Genomic DNA, 17,996 nt, shown 5'->3' on the forward strand with positions numbered 1-17,996 from the left:
GAAGCGATGGCCACCACCGACACCCGGCCCGGGCCGCGGGCTCTCCCACACCGCACGGGCGCGCGCCGTCCCGGCAGCACCCGCGGGGCGGTGAGCGGAGCACCGTGGCTGTGGCTGCTGCCGCTGGGCACCGTGCTGCTGCTGGTGCTCGTCTACCCCGTCATCGAGATCGTCCGGCTCAGCTTCACCGACGCCAGCCTCGTCAGCGGGGAGCCCCACAGCGTCACCGCCGGCACGTACGCGTCGCTGCTGAAGGGCACCGACTTCCGTCACACCCTCGAGATCACCTTCCTGTTCGTCCTCGCGAGCGTGGTCTTCCAGCTCCTTCTCGGGCTGGCCATCGCACTGCTCATCCACGGCGCCGAGAAGCGCGGCCTGCGCGGAGTGGTCGCCACACGTGCGGTGGTTCTGACGGCGTGGGCGATCCCCGGCGTGATCATCGGCGTGATCTGGAGCCTGCTCTACCAGGAGACCGACTCCGGGGTGCTCAACCACGGACTGTCGCTGCTGGGGTTCTCCGGGAGCACCCCGTTCCTCTCCGATCCCGACAACGCCCTGGCCTCCGTCATCGTCGCCAACATCTGGCGCGGCACGGCCCTTTCGATGATCCTGTGCTACGCCGGGATCAAGACCGTCCCCGATCACGTCCACGAGGCCGCCCGCATCGACGGGGCCTCGCCGCTGCAGAAGCTTTTCCGCGTCACGCTCCCGATGATGCTGCCCATCCTCACCATGAACCTCGTCCTGGCGACCGTGGAGACCTTCAACAGCTTCGACATGGTGCTCTCCCTCACCGGCGGCGGCCCCGGCACCGCCACGCAGGTCCTCGCCCTCGACGTCTACGACCAGATCTTCCGCCAGCTGAACCTGGGCCGAGGCGCGGCGATGGCGGTCGTCCTCATGGTCGTCAACATTGCCGTGATCGGTCTGTACGTACGGCTGGCCGAGCGTCAGGAGAAGCAGATATGACAGCGCGTACCCCTGCCCGGCCGGCGGGACCGGGCTCCCGCCGGCGCCGCCGTACCGACGCCGCCTACTACGCGGCGATGCTGGTGCTGCTCGTTCTCTTCGCGTTCCCGCTGCTGTGGGTCGCCTCCCTGTCACTGAAGACCGGGCCGGAGGTGCTGCAGGCGCCGCCGTCGCTGCTGCCGGACGATCCCCAGTGGGGCAACTACGCGCACGTGCTGGAGACCACGCCCATCGGCCGCTACCTCCTCAACTCCGTGGTCCTGGTGACCGCGAGCGTCAGCGGGGCCCTGCTGCTGAGCATCCCCGCGGCCTACGCCCTCTCCCGCTTCCGGGGGCGCTCCCGCGGACGGCGCACCTTCTCCCGTGCCGTGCTCGCCGCGCAGCTGCTCTCCCCGCTGATCATCGCCGTCCCCCTCTACCGGGTCTTCGTCACCCTCGGCCTGATCAACGACTACGTGGGTCTCGTGCTCGTCCACATCGCGATCTGCGCACCGTTTCTGACGTGGTTCCTGAAGAACTATCTGGACACCGTGCCCACGGAGCTTGACGAGGCCGGACGCGTCGACGGCTGCTCGCGACCGCGGGCACTGGTGCTGCTGGTGCTGCCCGCGGCGAAGCCGGGCATCGTCTCGGCGGCGATCCTGTCCGGGGTGACCACCTGGTCGCAGTTCGTCCTTCCCTTCATCCTGGTGGACGCGCCGGACCTGGCTCCTGTCTCGGTGGGCGTGGTCAACCTCCAGTCCACCAGCGGTGAGATCACCACCCAGTACCTTGCGGCGGGCAGCATGCTCGCCGTCGCACCCGTGGTGGTGCTCTTCGCGTTCCTGCAGCGGCACATCGTCGGGGCGCTCACCTCGGGGGCGGTCAAGTCCTGAGCGCGGCGGGGCGGTCGGGCCCGGTGCGCCGGGAGTGCGTACGGGCGCGTCGCCGGGCGGCACGCACGTTGCCCGCGGCTCAGTGTCCTCCGGCCTGGACTGCCCGCGCGACCGTCGCGGCGGCGGCCCGCACGTGCCGCACCGTTGCCGACTGCCTGGTGCCGTGCGCCGGTCCGACCACGGTGAGCGCCGCCAGAGGGGCTCCCCCCGCATCTGCCACGGGGGCGCACACCCCCAGCAGTTGTCTGCTGCTGAGGACGACCGGCTCGTCCGGGCGGGTGCCGGCGGTATCCGCCGGGGCGCCCCCCGGCCCGGTCCGGGCGCGCTGCCCGTCCGTGCCGGGGTGGTCCAGGGCCGGTGGGGCCGCGAAGAGGGGGCCCGCGGACGCGGCCGCGCCGGCGGCAGCCGAATCCGTCCGCGGCAGCAGCACCTTGGTGACGGCGGCGGTGCAGACGGCCTGACGCTCCCCGGCCACGGACGCGTTGGCAGCACGGCCGGGAGTGTGGACGCTGTCCACGTGCACCACGTCGCAGCCGTCCAGGACGGAGAGGAAGGCAGCGGCCCCGGTGGCGGCCACAAGATCCTCCAGGGCGGGCCGTGCGACGCCGCGCAGCAGCCCGGGGCCGGAAGCCCGCAGGCCCATGACGAACAGGTGCCTGCCAAGCCGGACCCCCTGCTGACCGCGCTCCAGGTAGCCCCGCTCCACGAGTTCGCCCACCAGGCTGCGTGCGGCGGGTTTGGCCAGGGAGGCGCGGCGGGAGATCTCCGACAGCGGAAGCCAGTCCTCGCCCGGCCGGAAGGAGTCGAGCAGGGCCAGGCCGTCTTCCAGCCGGCCGCCGCCGTCCTGTCCGTCCTGTCCGTCATGTGGGGACCGGATGCGGCTGTGCGGGCTGAAGGTCACCGCCGTCGATGGCGACTGCTCCATCAGAAACCTCGCAACTCAAAAGGGGAGAACATTCGGCGAATATGCCGTGAATACCGGGACGCGTGAAAGGCGAATGGCGTTCACGGGGCCCAATAAACAGCACGTCTGTCCGGGTGTCAATCGACGGATGTGCTCTGCGAGTGCGGTTTCCTCCGACGTTCGAGGGAGTCGTCTTCGCAGTTCACAAGGCACTTCGTTCTTTCACGAAATCGTTCTCCCGGGCTGTGCCGGACGACTTCGGCGCTTCAGCCGATTTCCCGCGTGCCGTGGCACGGAACGGCCGGTGTTACGCGTATTGCATTCCTTTTCGGATGCCGTGCTCGGCTTGACGCAGAGGGAAATCCGGGCGCCGCGCGGGCGGAGAATTACTCCTCGCAGAGGTGAATTCGCCGTGTCCTCCTCCCGCGGTCCCGGCAGGAGCAGCGAAGACATCCCGCGGAGCCTGGGAGTACCCGGGCACGAACCCACAGCGGCCGTGTCCCGGCGGGCACCTCACCGCGTTCCTGCATGCCGTACGCTCCGCCCGCTGACTCCGCCGCGTGCGCGGAGCGTACGGCGCAGCCGTTCCGCGCCGGCTTCCACGGCGCTCGCGGCACCGCGCTGCCGGAGACCGGCCCGCGCCGTCAGCCCTCCGGCCGGGGGAGGAAGACCGCGGTGACGATCAGGCCCCGCCGCGCCGCCCACCTCCCGGTGAAGCCGCGCAGCGGCTCACCTCCGAGGAAGGGGCCCTCGGTCAGCAGCCGCGCGGAGAACGTTCCCGCCGCGGCGTCGACGGTGATGAGCGCCTCGGAGAAGTCCAGTTCACGTGCGGTCAGCGGATACCAGGTCTTGAAGACGCTCTCCTTGGCGCTGAAGAGGAGGCGGTCCCAGTACACCTCCGGCTGCCGCTGTGCGTACTCCCGCAGCCACTCCCGCTCCTGCGGCAGGGAGACCAGGGGCAGTACACCCTCCGGCAGCGGCCCCTCCGGCTCCGCGTCGATACCGATACCGGCCGCGTCCCCGGCCCGAGCGACGGCGGCGGCCCGGTAGCCCGCACAGTGCGTCATGCTGCCCACGACGCCGGACGGCCACCGCGGTGCCCCGCGGTGGCCGGGAACCAGCGGAGCGGGAGCGATCCCCAGCCGCCCCAGCGCGCCCCGCGCGCACGCCCGTACGCCCGCGAACTCCCGCTGCCGCTTGGGCACCGCCCGCGCCACCACGGCCGCCTCCTCGGGGAAGAGAAAGCCGGGCGCCGGGCCGCCGCACGCGTCCTCGAACGTCTCCTCGGCGCACGCCGCACGAGGCAGCAGCTCCCCGATCACGCGGACACTCCCCAGGGCGGGACGGGCAGGATCTGCCGCAGCGTCCTGCGGGGCGGCCGGGGGCGCCACTCCCGCGGACAGCCCACCGGGGCCTCCTCGAACCGCACGCCGTCGTACCAGGTCACACGGGGAATGTGCAGATGGCCGTAGACCGCCGTCACGGCTTTGAACCTCTTGTGCCAGTCCGCCGTCAGCTCGGTGCCGCACCACTGCGCGAAGTCGGGGTGGAGCAGCACATCCGTCGGGGCGCGCACCAGCGGATAGTGGTTGACCAGGACAGTGCGCTCGTGCGGGCCGAGAGCACCGAGCCGCTCCTCGGTCAGGGCGGCACGGGCTCTGCACCACTCCTCCCGCCCCGCGTAGGGATCGGGGTGCAGGAAGTACTCGTCCGTGCAGACCACTCCCGCCTCGTGCGCCCGGCGCAGCGACTCCTCCATGGCCGAAGCGCCCGGGACGCGGAAGGAGTAGTCGTAGAGGACGAAGAGCGGCGCGACCGTCACCGGGCCGCCCTCTCCCCGCCACACCGGGTAGGGGTCCTCCGGGGTCGCGACACCCAGGCTGCGGCAGAGCTCGACCAGGTGCAGGTAGCACTCCTCGCCGCGCAGGCCGCACGGGTCGCGGGGATGGGTCCACAGTTCGTGGTTGCCGGGCGTCCACACGACCTTGGCGAACCGCTCGCTGAGCAGGCCCAGCGCCCACTCGATGTCCGGGAAGCGCTCCGCCACGTCGCCGGCGACGATCAGCCAGTCCGCCTCGGAGTCCGGCCGCAGCGCTTCGGAGACCTCCCGGTTCTCCTTGTAGGCGACGTGCAGGTCACTGACCGCGAACAGCATTCCCGGCATCAACGGCTCTTCTTCCTGTGCTGGTTGCTCTGCGCGTGCGCTCCGGTGCGGCAACGTACTCCAGCGGCCTGAGCCGTGTCTGCGCCGCGGCGGCCGTCCACCGCGGCGCCGCGTGCGTCCTCGCCCCGGGACGTCCCGGAGGATCCCGGCCGTAGGGGCGGTCCGCCGCGGACACGGTGCCCGGCCACCGCAGGACGAAGGGGGATTCGTCCCGGTCCGCGGCGTTCCCGGCCGGCGTGTCAGCAGGCTCACACGGGACGGCGTGGACCGCACGGACGGGCGGGACAGGAGCGCGCGTATGATTCATGACGCGGTTCCGGGCGGTCACCCCGCCTGTGGACCCGCAGCCGCGGGAGGGAACCTCACCAGGGCCCCGTCACCGCGCGTCACCGGCGACGGCGCCCCTGCCCGCCCGGACGGACCGCACGGGCGGCACGTCCCACGGCAGCCCGGCCCCGGGCCGGCCGCCGCCCCCTCTGCGGGCGGCGGATCTCCCCGAACCCGTCCGCGACAGCGAAGCCGCGGGAACGAGAGACCATTCGGCCGGTTCCCGGCCATCGGACAGCTTGAACGACCGCGAGTCACCGACGGGCGGGCAACGCCTTCGGACGCGTGCTGCGAAGCCCGGAGAGCTGACAAGCCTCACGCCCGTCCTGTCGTGTCTCCCAGGTGCGAGGAGCGGCATTGGCCCAGGACCCGTCATCCCTCACCGGTTCCCCCGACCTGGTAGGCCGCACCGCGGAGTTGGACACGCTGCGGCGCGCGGCGGAGGCCGCCCGCGCCGGGAAGGCGGGGCTTGTCACGCTGCAGGGCCCGCCCGGCATCGGCAAGACGAGCCTGCTGCGCTCCTTCACCCGCGGGGACGCCTGCCGCGGCATGACGGTGCTGCACGGAGTCTGCCGCGAGATCGACGCGGGAGCCGGATACGGCGGAGTGCGGGCCCTGTTCGGGCCGTTGGAGCTGTGCGCGGACGAAGCGGACGCCTCTGCGCTGCTCAGCGGGGAAGCCGGGCGAGCCCTGCCCGCGCTGACCAGGAGCCCGCTGGACGAGGAGCCCTCCGCCGCCTACGCGGTGATGCACGGGCTGTACTGGCTCGCGGTGAACCTGATGGCACAGCGCCCGCTCGTCCTCGTGCTCGACGACGTGCAGTGGTGCGACGAAAGTTCCCTGCGCTGGATCGACTTCCTCCTCAGGCGCTCGGACGGCCTGCCCCTGCTGGCCGTGCTCGCACAGCGCAGCGAGACCGAACCGCTCGCTCCCGGAGTACTGACCGACATCGCCTCGCGGCGATGGTCCTCCATGATCCCGCTCGCGCCGCTCACCCGGCAGGAGGTGACGGAACTGGTCCACCGCACCCATCCGGGCCCGGTCTCCCCCTCGTTCGCCCGGAGCGTCGCGGACCTGCCCGGCGGCAACCCCATGCTGATCAGCCGTCTGCTGCTGCGGCTGAAGTCCGCGGGAGTGCCGCCCGACGACGAAGGTGCCCTGCGTGTCGCGGAGGTCGCGGGCGGCGTCGTCACCGATTCCGTGCGGGACCTGCTGGACGGAGTGCCGCCGTGGGTACGGGAGTTGGCGCGGGCGGTCGCCGTCCTGGGCGAGACACCCGCCGCAAGGGCGGGCGCCCTGGCCGGACTTCCTCCCGCCCTGGTGCAGGAGGGCCTGCAAACACTGCGCAACGCCGAGGTCCTCGCCCCGGACCGCGTGGAGATGGTCCACGACCTGGTGCGCACCGCCGTACTCGACGAAGCCGGCCCCGACGAGCTGGCCCTGCTGAGGACGCAGGCCGCGCAGCTCCTCAGCGACGAGGGACTGCCGTCGGAGGAGGTCGCCAGCCACCTTCTGCTGCTGCCGGAGGTGACCCTCCCCTGGATGTCGGAGGTGCTGAGCGACGCGGCGGTGCGCGCAGAGGGCCGCGCCGCGCCCGAGGCCGCCGCCCGGTATCTGCGCAAGGCGCTGACCGCCGAACCGGACAGTCTGCCGCTGCGTCTCCAACTGGCCAAGTGCGTCTCGGAGTCCGACCCCGAGGAGGCGCTGAGGCTGCTGAAGGAGATCCTCGCCCTGCCGCTGGACGTCCGCACCAGAGCAGGCGTCGCGCTGCAGTTCGGCGCGGTCTGCCTGGCGAACCAGCAGGCTCCTGCAGCTGTGGACGTACTCGACGGCGTCGCGGGGGAGCTGGGTGCCGAGCTGGGCCCGGAGCCCGCCCCCGCGGACCGCGAACTGCTCACCGCCGTACAGGCCGTGCTGCTCCTGGCGGGAGCCGACGAGAAGGTCACCGTCCGCGCCGCCAGGGAACGCGCCGCCGCGATGACCCCACCGCCGGGGGACACCCCCGCCCAGCGGCAGCTGCTGTCGATGAAGACGGTGCTCAAGGCCATGGAAGGCGGTCCGCCGGAGCAGACGACCGAGTGGGCCCGCCGTGCCCTGCTCTCCCCCGACGCCTCCCGGGAGAGCTGGTCGCTCCTGGCTTCGTCCTTCACGCTCAGCCTGGCCGACGAGGTCCAGGAGTCGCTGGACGCCCTGAGACGGATGCTGCGGGAGAGCCAGCAGAAGGCGGCGGTGTGGAGCTACGCCCTCGCGCTGTCCAGCCGTGCCTTCGTGCTGCACGGCATGGGCGCGTACACGGACGCCCTGACCGACGCGCAGACCTCCGTCGACATCATCGGCCAGGAGCGATGGGGCCACACATCGACCATGCCGCAGACCGCACTGGCGACGGTGCTCGTCGAACGCGGCGAACCCGCCCGTGCCCAGGAGCTGCTGGAGAGCATCACGCGTCCCCGCATGGACCGGTTCGTCATGGAGTACCACTGGTACCTGATGGCCCGTGCCCGTACCCGCTGGGCGCTCGGCGACGCGGAGGGGGCGCTCGCCCAGTTCCTCGAGTGCGGCAGGTCCCTGGACGAGGCCGGCGTCAACAACCCCGTCTTCCTGCCCTGGTGGGTGGAGGCCGTCGCCGTCCTCGACGACCTCGAGCGGACTCACGAGGCGCACGCCGTCGTCGAGCACGCCGACTCGCTTGCGCGGCGCTGGCCCACCCTGCGCGGCCGTGCGCTGGCGGCCCTCGCCCGCGGAATGATCACCCCGGGCGAGGACGGCATAGAACACTTCAGCCGATCGGTGGAACTCTTCGCCGCCTCGCCCGCCCGCGCCGAACACGCCCGAGCCGAATTCCTCCTCGGGCGGGCCCTGATGCGCAGAGGCAGCCCCCGCGCAGCCCGAGACCATCTGCGTACGGCGGCGGACCTGGCGCAGCGCTGCGGAGCACTGGTACTCGCAGACACCGCCCGGAAACTGCTGGTCACCGCCGGCGGGCGGATGCGCCGGATGAGCGCCGCACCGCTGGACCTGCTGACGGGCACGGAGCGCAAGGTCGCCGACCTCGCCGCTGCCGGGACGAGCAACCGCTCCATCGCCGAGTCGCTGTTCGTGACCGTGCGCACGGTCGAGACTCATCTGACCAGCGTGTACCGGAAGTTGGGCGTGAGGAGGCGCTCCGAGCTCGAACCGCTGCTGCGTTCACTCGAAGCCTCCGAGGGCGAGCTGCCCGGCAGGCCGCCGTACACACGTGTGCAATCCTGAAACGCACCAACATAGGTGGCGCATGTGACCGGTGAGAGCAACGACCGCCTGGAACCGGAGCACACGCGGCCGGTGCCCGAATGCGGCATGCCATACCGTGAACTCCCCCTGCTGGAACGCGCCCAGGACCAGGAACGCCTGGCCGCCACACTCGCGCAGGTCGGTGCACGCTGTCCCGCCCTCGTCGCACTCGAAGGCAGGCCCGGCGAAGGGCAGAACGCACTGCTGCGGTGGACCGCACGCCGCGCCTGCGCACAGGGACTTCGTGTGCTGTACGCACGGGCGACCCCTGTGGAGAGCGAACTGCGCCACGGAGTCCTCCACCAGCTCCTCGCCGGGGCCGGCGGAAGCGCCCGCACCTCCTCGCGGGAGGAGACCGCGGAGCAGCAGCCCGCAGCACTGCCCGGACTCGCAGGCCTGCTGCGCTCCGCCTCCGCCCAGCCGGTGCTCGTCTGCGTCGAGGACGTGCAGTGGGCCGACGCCGCCTCCAGGGAGTGGCTCCAGGCACTGGTGCGCCGCCTGCACATGGGCGTCCCGGTGGCGCTGGCCGTCAGCAGCAGCCTCTCCGCACGTGGCTGGAGCTGGCTGACGGCTCCCTCGCCCGCCGCCGTACGCGTCACCAACGTCGTCATGCGGCCCCTGAGCCCCGGCGGGGTCGACGCGGTGACCGAGCTCGTGTACGGAAAGCCCTGCAGCGTGCCGTTCAACACCGCCGCAGGCCAGGCCACCGGAGGCAGCCCCGCCCTACTGCACGAGGCGCTGCGGCGCTTCCGTCTCCGCGGCCACCGGCCGGTCCCCGAGCGGGTGCCCGAACTGCGCGCCGTCACCGACGAGGCCGTCAGCGATGCCGCGACCAGCGTCCTGGACGGTCTCCCCGCCGAAGCGACCGCCGCCATGCGGGCCCTGGCTGTCTGCGGCGACATGCTGGACTTCGCCCTGGTACGCACGCTGACCAGCCCGCGCGCCCTGCCCGAGTCGGAGCTGCTGTCCATGCTCGACGCCGCCGGCCTGATCGTCACCGAGGGCAGCGTGGTACGCGTCCGGCACCCCGCCGTCAAGAACCGGGTTCTGGAGCGGATGCCGCCCGCGGAGCGGGCCGAACTCCACGTGGGCGCCGCCGCCCTGGCTCACCGCGCAGCCGCGGACGACGAGGACATCGCCTCGATCCTCTTCCGTGCCCCGGCCGTCGGCGCGCCCTGGGTCCTCGAGACGCTCCAGCGCAGCTCCGCCGCCGCGCTCTCCCGCGGCGACCACCGGCACGCGCGGGCCTGTCTGACCCGCGCGCTGCTGGAACCCCTCCAGCCCGCCGACCGCGCACGGCTCACCCTCGAACTCGCCGAGGCCGAGATTGTGGTGGCACCGGAGGCGGGGGAGCGCAGACTCGGCAACCTCGTACGGTCCGAGGCCAGTTGGCGGGACGGGACGCCGCTGCGCGCGATCGACGCCGGCCTGGCACGGGGAAACGAGGGGTGGAGCTGCGCAACGGCCGCCGAAGCTCTCCCCGCCGCCCGCGGCGAGATGTACCACGACCTGATCGCGCTGCACTGGCTCGCGCACCGCGACCACCACGACGAGACCGGACTCGTGCTCCGCGCCGTCCCCCCGCTCCCCGTCGAACCCGTCACGCCCGCCCAGGCAGGCGTACGGGCCTGGCAACTCGCCACGCACGCCGAGGACATGGAGACCTCGCGGGCCCTCGCCCGCGCATGCCTGGACCATCAGGACCCCGGCGAGGCGGCCATGCCCCGACTGGCCGCTTGCAAGGCGCTCTTCGCCGCCGCCGAGACCGAGGAAGCACACGCCGGCCTCGGCGCGCTCCTCGACGGGGCGCGGCGCAGCCACTCCTGGGCAGCCGCCTCCCGCGTGCTGACGGCCCGCGCCGAGATCAACCTTCGCGGAGGCCGGCTCGACGCCGCCGAACGCGACATCGAAGCGGCCGAATTCTCCCTTCCGCTGACCAGCTGGCACCCGGCCGCAGCACCCAACCTCATGGCGGTCAGCATCTCCGTCGCCCTCGAGAGCGGCCGCTACGACCTGGCCCGCCGGCTCGCCCGCACACCCGCACCCGAGGGCGCAGCGTCGGGCACCGCCTGGTGCCAACTGCTCTTCGCCCGCGCCCAGGTGGCCTGCCAGGACGAGCGCTGGCCGGAGATGCTGCGCCTGTCCCGGGAGTGCGGAAGGCTTCTGCTGCTGCGCAGACGGCTCAACCCTGCTCTGCTGCCCTGGCGTTCCATGGCGGCGCACGCCCTGTGCATGCTCGGAGAACGGGAGGAGGCGGAGCGGCTGGCCGCCGAGGAACTCCTCTGGGCCCGCCACTGGGGCACGCGGGCGGCGGTCGGCCTGGTGACCTTGATCACCGCCCCCGTGGCCGGCGACGGAGGCACGCGAGGGCTCGAAGAGGCAGCGCGCGCCTTCGAGGGCGCGGCGGACGGACTCCTGCACGCCTGGAGTCTGGTCCAACTCGCCGGGTCAGAGCTGAGCGCCGGCAACCACCGGGCCGCCGCGCGGGCCGCGGCGGGCCTGACCCGGTTCACCACCACCTATCCGTCCAGCCGGCTGGCCGAGACGGTCCGCCGCCTCACCGAGGAGCTGGGACGGCCGGCGAACCCGGCATACCCCGCCGACACCCGCTCGCCACTGGATTCGGACGCCCTGTCCGAGGCCGAACGCGAAACGGCCCGGCTGGCGGGGCGGGGACACGGCAACCGCGAGATCGCGGATCTGCTGTCCGTCAGCACACGCGCCGTGGAACTGCGGCTGAGCAGCGTCTACAAGAAACTCAACCTCACCGGGCGCAAGGAACTGCGTTCCATGGTGCACACGAGCGAAGGACGGCCGACGGGTGCTGCTTGAGCGGGAGAAGGAAACAGCTCAGGTACGCGACGCGCTGCGCGCCGCCCGGGAGGGCCACTCGTCCCTGCTGCTGCTGACCGGACCTCTCGGCATCGGAAGATCCGCACTGCTGCAGCAGCTCCCCCGCCTCGGCACCGACGGCGTACGCGTCCTGAGCGCCCACGCCGCCGTGATGGAGCACGACTTCGCGTTCGGCGTCGTACGGCAGCTCTTCGACAGCCTCCACACCGGCGCGGGCGGCGAGAGCACCGGCCGGCCGGGACAGGAGCCGGGCGCCCTGGCCTCGCTCGTCCTGTCCGGGGACGGGAGAGCCGCAGACCCCGAGCCCGGCACCGTCACCTCCGAGGCGGTCCTGCACGGGCTGCGGTCGCTGCTGGAGGGGCTCGGCGACGAGACCCCGCTGCTCCTCCTCGTCGACGACCTGCAGTGGGTGGATGTCCCCTCGCTGCGGTGGCTGGTGTATCTGTCCAAGCGGCTGCGCGGTCTGCGGGTGGTGCTCGTGTGCACCCTGCGGGAGGGGGACCCCTGGGCACGAGGGCCTCTGGTGCGCGAGGTGACCGGCTCCGCGCACCGCACGCTCGCCCTCACCGCCCTCTCCCCGGACGCCGCGCAGATCATCGTCCGCGAACAGTTCGGCGAGCCGGGGGACGGGGCGTTCGTACGGGCCTGTCACGAAGTCTCCGCCGGCAACCCGCTGTTCCTGCGGTCGGTGACGGCGGGTATGCAGGTCGCCGGACACCGGCCCACGCACGACCAGGCAGCAACGGCACGTTCCTTGCGCCCCTGCGAACTGCGCGAGCGGCTCGCGGGCTGCCTGCGCACCCAGAGCGAGTCCGTCAAGGACCTGGCTGCCGCCATCGCCGTCTTCGGCGACCACGGCGACGCCTCGCTCACCGCGCAGCTCGCCGGCCTCGACGACATCGGGCTGCGCTGCGCCCTGCGTGTTCTGCACCAACTCGGGCTGGTCGCCGACGAGCACGTCCCGCGCTTCACGCACCGCGTCGTCCAGGACGCGGTCGAGGTCTCGCTCACCGCTGCTCAGCGCGAGGAACTGCACAGCTCCGCGGCGGCACTTCTGTACGAGGGCGGCCGTCCCGCCGAGCAGGTCGCCACCCAGCTGATGGCCGTCACCGGGGCGGGGCCGCCCTGGTCCACCGCGGTGCTGCGGTCCGCCGCCGCCACCGCCCTGCGCAGGGGAGCGCCGCAGACCGCGGTGCGCTACCTGCGCGGCGCCCTTCTCGAGCGCAGCGCCCAGGACGAGGACAGGGCGCGTCTGCTGATCGATCTGGCCACCGCCGAGCGCGGGTTCGACCCGGGCGCCTGCGAACGCCACATCGCCCAGGCCGTGCCGATGCTTCCGCACGTCAAGGACAGGGCGGCAGCAGTGCAGTTGACGCCCTTCGCCCTGTTCGCCCGCCCCTCGGACGCGACGTGGGCACTCGTGCGCCGGACGGCCGGAGAACTCCGGGAGACCGCCGAGCCCGACGCCACCACCCGCAGGATGGCCCTGCGCATGGAGGCCAGGCTGCGGCATTACACCCACGAGGATCCCGCGGAGGTGGCCTCGGCCGTCGAGCGGCTGCGCGGTATGGGCAGCGACCCGCCCCTGGACTCCGGCGCCGAACGGGAACTCGCCGCCGTGCTGTTGTGCTCGGCGACCTTCGCAGGACGGCTGTCGGCGAGCGTGGCCGCCCGCAAGGCCGAGCGCATTCTGGAGCGCGAGCCCAGGAACAGGACACGCGCACACACCACGGTGCCGCTGCTGACTATCACGCTGCTCTCCGCGGACTCGGCACACAGCATCAGCACATGGCTCTCGCCGGACGAGGAGGCCGGGCCTCCCGCCGGTGCCGCCGGGGATCCTCTGCTCCTCGCCCAGCGAGCCATGACGCACGTCTCGCTGGGCCGCCCGGTATGGGCACGCGAACAGGCCCAACTCGCACTGCGGTTGATGGACCCGCACTGGCGAGAGGCACCCAGCCTCGCCCTCGCGGCAGTGGCGACGGAGCTTGGCGACACGGCACTGAGCGAGCAGATCCTCAAGGGCGCTGCGGCGGACGCGCCCACCGGCCTGGCGCTCACCTCCGCGCTGCAGATCCTCCAGGCCTGCGTCGACGCTCAACGCGGTCTGCGTGCACGGGCGTTGAAGATACTGCTGGCGTGCGGCCGGCAGCTGGACGCCTGCGGCTGGCACAACTCGGCCGTCTTCCCCTGGCGTCCGCGGGCCATCGGCCTCTACGAACGCCTCGGCGACCCCCTCCCGGCGCTGGTGCTGGCGGACGAGGAGCACGCGTGGGCCGCCGCGTGGGGCGCACCCGTCGTGCTGGGCCGCGCGCTGCGCCTGAAGGGACGGCTGCACGGCGCCCGCGGCATCCCCATGCTGCGGGAGGCCGCCGAGGTCCTGCGCGAGTCCAACAACGAACTCGAACTCGCCCGTACCCTCGTGCTGTTGGGCAGCCGCCTGGGCAGCGGCTCCGACGCGCAGACGGCCCTGCGTGAGGGCGGTGAACTGGCGGTGGCGTGCGGCGCGCCCTGGCTCGTCGAGCGTGCCGAGACCGAACTGGGTGCGGTACCCGCCCGGCAGCGCCCGGCGCTCACGAAAAGCGAGCGCAAGGTGATTTCACTTCTCGGCCGCGGACTCACCAACCAGGAGATCGCCACGGAGTTGGGAGTGAGTCTTCGAGCGGTTGAGAAACACCTCACGAACTCCTACCGGAAAATCGGGGTGTCCGGCCGCCAGGAACTCGGGGAAGTGCTGCTCACTCCCGAATTCTCACACCTTCGCCCCTGACGGCGAAGCTGCCCTGTACGTGTGGTCCGGCGCAGCCCTCCCAAGGCCGGGGGCGGCAGCGTGCGCCCCGCACAAGAAGCTGAGGGCCGGCGCCGGACACCGGAGCGGATCGCCGCGAACCGGTCCACCATCCACCAGGCATCGACGCCCCACGTGAGCAGGCAGGGCGTCGATGCCACGTCACGGGCCTGTGCCGGCAGCGTCCGGGACGCAACCCGCGCCGCCCTTGTCCCGTCACCTCCCGGCCGCCGAAGGAGGACGACGGCGTCGTCAAGTGACGCCGTTCGGCCGCGTGTTGCCCCGGCGCGGCCCCGGCATGCTCACAGGAGCAGAGCCGAGGCCCGTGCCCCGCCCCTCCGGATACGGCCGCACCGCGCCCGGCGGCCCCGTGCCTACTGGACGTCGAACTCGTCCCTCGGGGTCGGCCATCGTGACGTGGCTGCTGCCGTGCGCCTCGACCCGGTGCAGCACCGCGGCGCCGAGCTCCGTGAGCCGGCGCACCTCGGCCTCGCGCTGCTCCGCGCCGACGTGGAGATCGATGTGCATACGGTTCTTGACCCGCTTGGACTCCGGAACGGCCTGGAAGAGCAGCCGTCTGCCCAGCCCCGTTCCGCTGGCCTCCTCGACCGGGTCCTCGGGATGGCGGACGGCGGCCATGATCCGCCACGCCTTGTGCCCGTCGACGAGGGTGTAGTCGTCCTCACCGACCGCGCCGAGACCGGCCAGACGGTCGATGAGCAGGCTGTTGTCCTCCACCTCGTAGCCCAGGGCACGGGCCCAGAACCTGGCGAGCTGGAGCGGGTCGGTGCAGTCGACGACGAGTTTCCACTCCACAGCCATCTGGCCCTCCGGGGTTCGGTGCGTGCGAATGCGGACGGCGGCTGTGTCACAGCGTCGCCGAAACCACTTATACTGGTTACATGAACGCCGCGGCAACCGGCCTCGTCCTGCGCTCCCCGGAAGGCATCCGCTACGTCTTCGACCCGGGCACCCTGTGCCTGGAGCTCCTCACGACAGGTGGTCCGGGCGACCTCTCCTGCCACGAGACACTGCACCGCCCGGACGACCTGGCCGGCTGGCTGGCCCTCTCCCGGCTCCGCCTCGACCCCGCCGGCACGCGTGTCAGCGGCGGTGAACTGGACGGGGCGCACCGGCTGAGAGCGGCGCTGTGGGAGGTGACCCGTTCCTTCGCGCACGGGCGCCCCCCGCGCACGGCCTTCCTGGAGGAGATCAACGCAGCTGCGTCCGGCCCGCCGCCCGTCCCGCGCATCACCGACGACGGTACGCGCGGCTGGTGCCGTCCGGTCACCGGCAGCCAGGCCCTCTCGGCTATCGCCCGGGACGCCGTCGAAGTCCTCACCGGCCCGCTCGCCACCCGCATACGCGAGTGCGGCGCAAACGACTGCCACCTGCTCTTCGTGGACACCTCCCGACCCGGAAGACGCCGGTGGTGCGCCATGGAACGCTGCGGAAACCGCCACAAGATCCGCGCCCTGCGTGCCCGGCGCGAAGACGAGAACCGATGACACCTCCTGCAGAACTCACAAGAGAGACGGGACGGCAGCCGACCGCCGTCCCCGGAACGCTGCCGCAACCCCCGAAGCGGTGCGGGACTCCCTCACCCGCCCCCTGAGGCGCCCCGGCCCTCCGGCCCGTCGCTCGGCGGCGCCTCCTGGAGCCACTCGCGCGCCGCGGCGGTCACCTCGTCCAGGGCGCCCGGCTCCTCGAAGAGATGCGTCGCACCGGGGACGACCTGCACCCGGTGCGTGACCGGCAGTTGCCGCGCTGCCCACCGGTTCATTTCCAGCACCTCCTCGTCCCGTCCGCCCACCAGCAGCAGCACCGGCACCCGCGTCGCCTCCAGCGCCTCACCGGCCAGGTCCGGCCGCCCGCCGCGCGAGATGAGGGACGTCACACGCCCAGGGCGCTGCGCTGCCCCCGCCAGCGCCGCCGCCGCGCCCGTACTCGCACCGAAAAGATGAACGGGCAGGGCCCGGGTCGCCGGATGCTTGCCGAGCCAGTCGACAGCCGCTGCCGTCCGTTCGCTGAGCAGAGTGATGTCGAAGCGGTGCCGTCCGCTCGCCGCGTCCGCGCGCTCCTCGTTGCCGGTGAGCAGGTCCAGCAGCAGCGTGCCCCAGCCGTCCTGCCACAGGGCCTCGGCGACGGCCCGGTTGCGGGGGCTGTGCCGTGAGCTGCCGCTGCCGTGCACGAACAGCACCACCCCGCGCGGGGCGGCGGGCACCTCCAGATCGCCGGTGAGTTCCACGCTGCCCGGCACGGGTACGTCCGCGGTCTCCGAGATCATCAAAAGCTCCCCTTCTGCAGCCGTGATCCGGTGGGCGTACCGGGTGGCCGTAAAGGGGGTGTGCCATGCGCGGGAGGGCGCCGGACAGGGCCGTACGGGGGCGCCCGCCGCATCCGGGGCGTGGAGTGCTCCCGCACCTCCGGGCAGCGGCACCGGCCCCCGGCGGCGGGCAGACAGCCGCCCCGCCGCACCGGCAAGGTGCGGCGGGGCGGCTGCAGGCAATGGCCCCTCAGAGGCGGTCCGGCCGGAGCCGACCGCTCAAGTCTGGGGCTTGCGGCCGTGGTTGGCCGCGTTCTTACGACGTGCCTTCTTCTTGCGGCGCCGCTTCGAGGACATGCCCGCTCCTTTCTGTGCTGCTTTCGGTACTGCGTGCCGCGGGGGCCACCCGCCGGTCTCCGGCGCGCTTACCCCGTCGCCACTCCGTCATCCTCCCTGATCCCCGGCCATGCACCACGGGCGGGTACTGCCGCGGTGTGCCGGGGGTGGGGTGGTGCGGTCATGCCGGGGGGTCGGGACTCAGCAGTAGTTCTCCGTGTCTCAGGCGGTGGAGGAGGGTCTTGGTGGTGGCGTTGGGGGTTTGGTGGGTGGAGTTGAGGACGTGGTGTTCGTATGCGCCGAGGTCGGTGAACTGCTGGTGGAGTGAGCTGATCGGTTCGGGGTCGGTGAGGGCGTGGTTGTCGCGGCTGGTTGCGCGTTTGATTGTGGTGGTGTGGTCGGGGCGTAGTACCGCGTAGTGGAGGGGGACGCCGTAGTGGGCGCTCTGTGTGCGGAAGTCGTCGAGGAACCACGGGCCCACGACGCCGTCGAGGACGACGTCGTATCCGCCTTCGGCGTAGGCGGCAGCGGTGCGGGCGAGTGCCGTCATCACGGTGGTGTTCTGCTGGTGTGCCTCGGGGAGGTACGGGGCGATCCTGCCGGTCTTGATGGCGTTCCAGTAGTCGTCGCTGTGGAGGTGGACGCCGTGGGGGAAGGAGCGGGTGACGAGGTCTGCCACGGTCGTTTTCCCGGCTCCGGGTGGTCCGCTGATGATCATCAGCTGGCCGGTGTTGTTCATCGACGGGTCTCTCTTGTGTCCGAGGGATGCGTTTTGGGTGTCCTGGTTGGTTTTCGGGTCCGGGAAGGGCGGGGCACTTTCTTGGGTGGTGCTGCGATGCTCACTCGGTGATCTGTGGCTGAGGTTGCGGGAATGCCTGAACGGCTGAATGCGCTGGCAGATGCCTCGATTCGATGACGGGGGAACGACGGTTTCCGGGGTCGGTTGGTGGTCACCCGGCTCGTTGAGTGTCGATGAGAGATGACGGCACTGCCGGTCTTCTGTCCCGGTCGATCTGAGGCATCACGATCCGCTGATCCCGTCTCAGTCCGCCCGGGGGATCGCGGTCATGTCCGCAGGTGCGGATTGCGCTGTTCGTCGCGGCGTGTGGCGGACGTGTGTGAGGGCGGAGTCGTCGTTTTCCCGCGCGGGCAGGTGATGATCTGACGGGTCTGACCGACTCCCTTCAGGTCGGTCTGTATGCCGTAAGCGCCTGGCCCAGGCCGCAGCTTGCTAGGCTTTC

General features: G+C 72.1%; 13 protein-coding genes. 6 read left to right on the forward strand and 7 right to left on the reverse strand.

All coding sequences use genetic code 11. The features are described from left to right. Positions 1 to 6: 6 nt before the first annotated feature. Both H343_RS30665 and H343_RS30670 read left to right on the forward strand, forming a co-directional pair. Positions 7 to 969 carry a carbohydrate ABC transporter permease gene (locus tag H343_RS30665; protein WP_078505623.1) on the forward strand — a complete coding sequence of 321 codons (963 nt, stop codon included), beginning with the start codon at positions 7 to 9 and terminating at the stop codon, positions 967 to 969. Continuing rightward, entirely contained in the window at positions 966 to 1,844 is an 879-nt protein-coding gene (locus H343_RS30670) for a carbohydrate ABC transporter permease (protein WP_051265225.1), read from the forward strand. Before H343_RS30665 ends, H343_RS30670 begins: the two co-directional genes overlap by 4 nt. Before the next feature lie 79 nt (positions 1,845 to 1,923). Here H343_RS30670 and H343_RS33595 read toward each other — a convergent pair whose 3' ends face one another. From H343_RS33595 to H343_RS0114580, 3 genes are all read right to left on the reverse strand, one after another. Further along, a complete protein-coding gene (locus tag H343_RS33595) occupies positions 1,924 to 2,769 on the reverse strand; it encodes a helix-turn-helix domain-containing protein (protein WP_078505625.1) in 846 nt (281 codons plus the stop codon). A gap of 623 nt (positions 2,770 to 3,392) precedes the next feature. Beyond that, positions 3,393 to 4,070: a 4'-phosphopantetheinyl transferase superfamily protein gene (locus tag H343_RS0114575; protein WP_028431754.1), complete on the reverse strand. Its 678-nt coding sequence runs from the start codon at positions 4,068 to 4,070 to the stop codon at positions 3,393 to 3,395. Beyond that, on the reverse strand, positions 4,067 to 4,912 hold the full coding sequence (locus tag H343_RS0114580; protein ID WP_028431755.1) for a metallophosphoesterase family protein: 846 nt from the start codon (positions 4,910 to 4,912) through the stop codon (positions 4,067 to 4,069). The genes H343_RS0114575 and H343_RS0114580 overlap by 4 nt, the downstream gene beginning before the upstream one ends. Before the next feature lie 684 nt (positions 4,913 to 5,596). On the opposite strand from H343_RS0114580, the gene H343_RS30680 reads away from it, so the two are divergent. Genes H343_RS30680 through H343_RS0114595 form a run of 3 tightly spaced genes read left to right on the forward strand, consistent with a single transcriptional unit; the run spans position 5,597 to position 14,135 of the window. After that, positions 5,597 to 8,491 (forward strand): LuxR family transcriptional regulator, encoded by a 2,895-nt coding sequence (locus H343_RS30680; RefSeq protein WP_051265229.1) that lies wholly within the window; start codon positions 5,597 to 5,599, stop codon positions 8,489 to 8,491. Positions 8,492 to 8,515: 24 nt separating this feature from the next. Then, positions 8,516 to 11,344, forward strand: coding sequence for a helix-turn-helix transcriptional regulator (locus H343_RS0114590; protein WP_051265231.1), 2,829 nt, complete (start codon positions 8,516 to 8,518; stop codon positions 11,342 to 11,344). Further along, positions 11,334 to 14,135 (forward strand): helix-turn-helix transcriptional regulator, encoded by a 2,802-nt coding sequence (locus H343_RS0114595; protein ID WP_028431757.1) that lies wholly within the window; start codon positions 11,334 to 11,336, stop codon positions 14,133 to 14,135. The genes H343_RS0114590 and H343_RS0114595 overlap by 11 nt, the downstream gene beginning before the upstream one ends. Positions 14,136 to 14,405: 270 nt before the next feature. Here the strand turns inward: H343_RS0114595 and H343_RS30685 are convergent, their stop codons facing one another. Next, complete coding sequence (locus H343_RS30685; RefSeq protein WP_158679564.1) at positions 14,406 to 14,975, reverse strand: VOC family protein; 570 nt, start codon at positions 14,973 to 14,975, stop codon at positions 14,406 to 14,408. 80 nt (positions 14,976 to 15,055) lie between these two features. Between H343_RS30685 and H343_RS0114605 the strand changes: the two genes are divergently transcribed. Beyond that, positions 15,056 to 15,661, forward strand: a complete 606-nt coding sequence (locus H343_RS0114605; protein WP_028431758.1) for an ABATE domain-containing protein — start codon at positions 15,056 to 15,058, stop codon at positions 15,659 to 15,661. Between the two features lie 92 nt (positions 15,662 to 15,753). Here H343_RS0114605 and H343_RS0114610 read toward each other — a convergent pair whose 3' ends face one another. The 3 genes from H343_RS0114610 to H343_RS0114615 form a co-directional block, all read right to left on the reverse strand. After that, the gene (locus H343_RS0114610; RefSeq protein WP_028431759.1) at positions 15,754 to 16,440 is read right to left on the reverse strand and encodes an alpha/beta fold hydrolase; all 687 of its coding nucleotides are present in this window, start codon (positions 16,438 to 16,440) and stop codon (positions 15,754 to 15,756) included. Positions 16,441 to 16,698: 258 nt separating this feature from the next. Further along, positions 16,699 to 16,776, reverse strand: coding sequence for a 50S ribosomal protein bL37 (locus H343_RS35915; protein WP_484600488.1), 78 nt, complete (start codon positions 16,774 to 16,776; stop codon positions 16,699 to 16,701). A 160-nt stretch (positions 16,777 to 16,936) separates the two neighbouring features. Next, positions 16,937 to 17,494, reverse strand: a complete 558-nt coding sequence (locus tag H343_RS0114615) for an AAA family ATPase (RefSeq protein WP_028431760.1) — start codon at positions 17,492 to 17,494, stop codon at positions 16,937 to 16,939. Positions 17,495 to 17,996 lie beyond the last annotated feature (502 nt).

This window comes from Streptomyces sp. TAA204, from assembly GCF_000424965.1.

Excerpts from the sequence above, each read along its gene's own strand:
- H343_RS30665 (WP_078505623.1), top strand. The coding sequence starts at position 7 with ATGGCCACCACCGACACCCGGCCCGGGCCGCGGGCTCTCCCACACCGC.
- H343_RS30670 (WP_051265225.1), top strand. The coding sequence starts at position 966 with ATGACAGCGCGTACCCCTGCCCGGCCGGCGGGACCGGGCTCCCGCCGG.
- H343_RS33595 (WP_078505625.1), bottom strand. The coding sequence starts at position 2,769 with ATGGAGCAGTCGCCATCGACGGCGGTGACCTTCAGCCCGCACAGCCGC.
- H343_RS0114580 (WP_028431755.1), bottom strand. The coding sequence starts at position 4,912 with ATGCCGGGAATGCTGTTCGCGGTCAGTGACCTGCACGTCGCCTACAAG.
- H343_RS30685 (WP_158679564.1), bottom strand. The coding sequence starts at position 14,975 with ATGGCTGTGGAGTGGAAACTCGTCGTCGACTGCACCGACCCGCTCCAG.
- H343_RS0114605 (WP_028431758.1), top strand. The coding sequence starts at position 15,056 with ATGAACGCCGCGGCAACCGGCCTCGTCCTGCGCTCCCCGGAAGGCATC.
- H343_RS0114610 (WP_028431759.1), bottom strand. The coding sequence starts at position 16,440 with ATGATCTCGGAGACCGCGGACGTACCCGTGCCGGGCAGCGTGGAACTC.
- H343_RS35915 (WP_484600488.1), bottom strand. The coding sequence starts at position 16,776 with ATGTCCTCGAAGCGGCGCCGCAAGAAGAAGGCACGTCGTAAGAACGCG.
- H343_RS0114615 (WP_028431760.1), bottom strand. The coding sequence starts at position 17,494 with ATGAACAACACCGGCCAGCTGATGATCATCAGCGGACCACCCGGAGCC.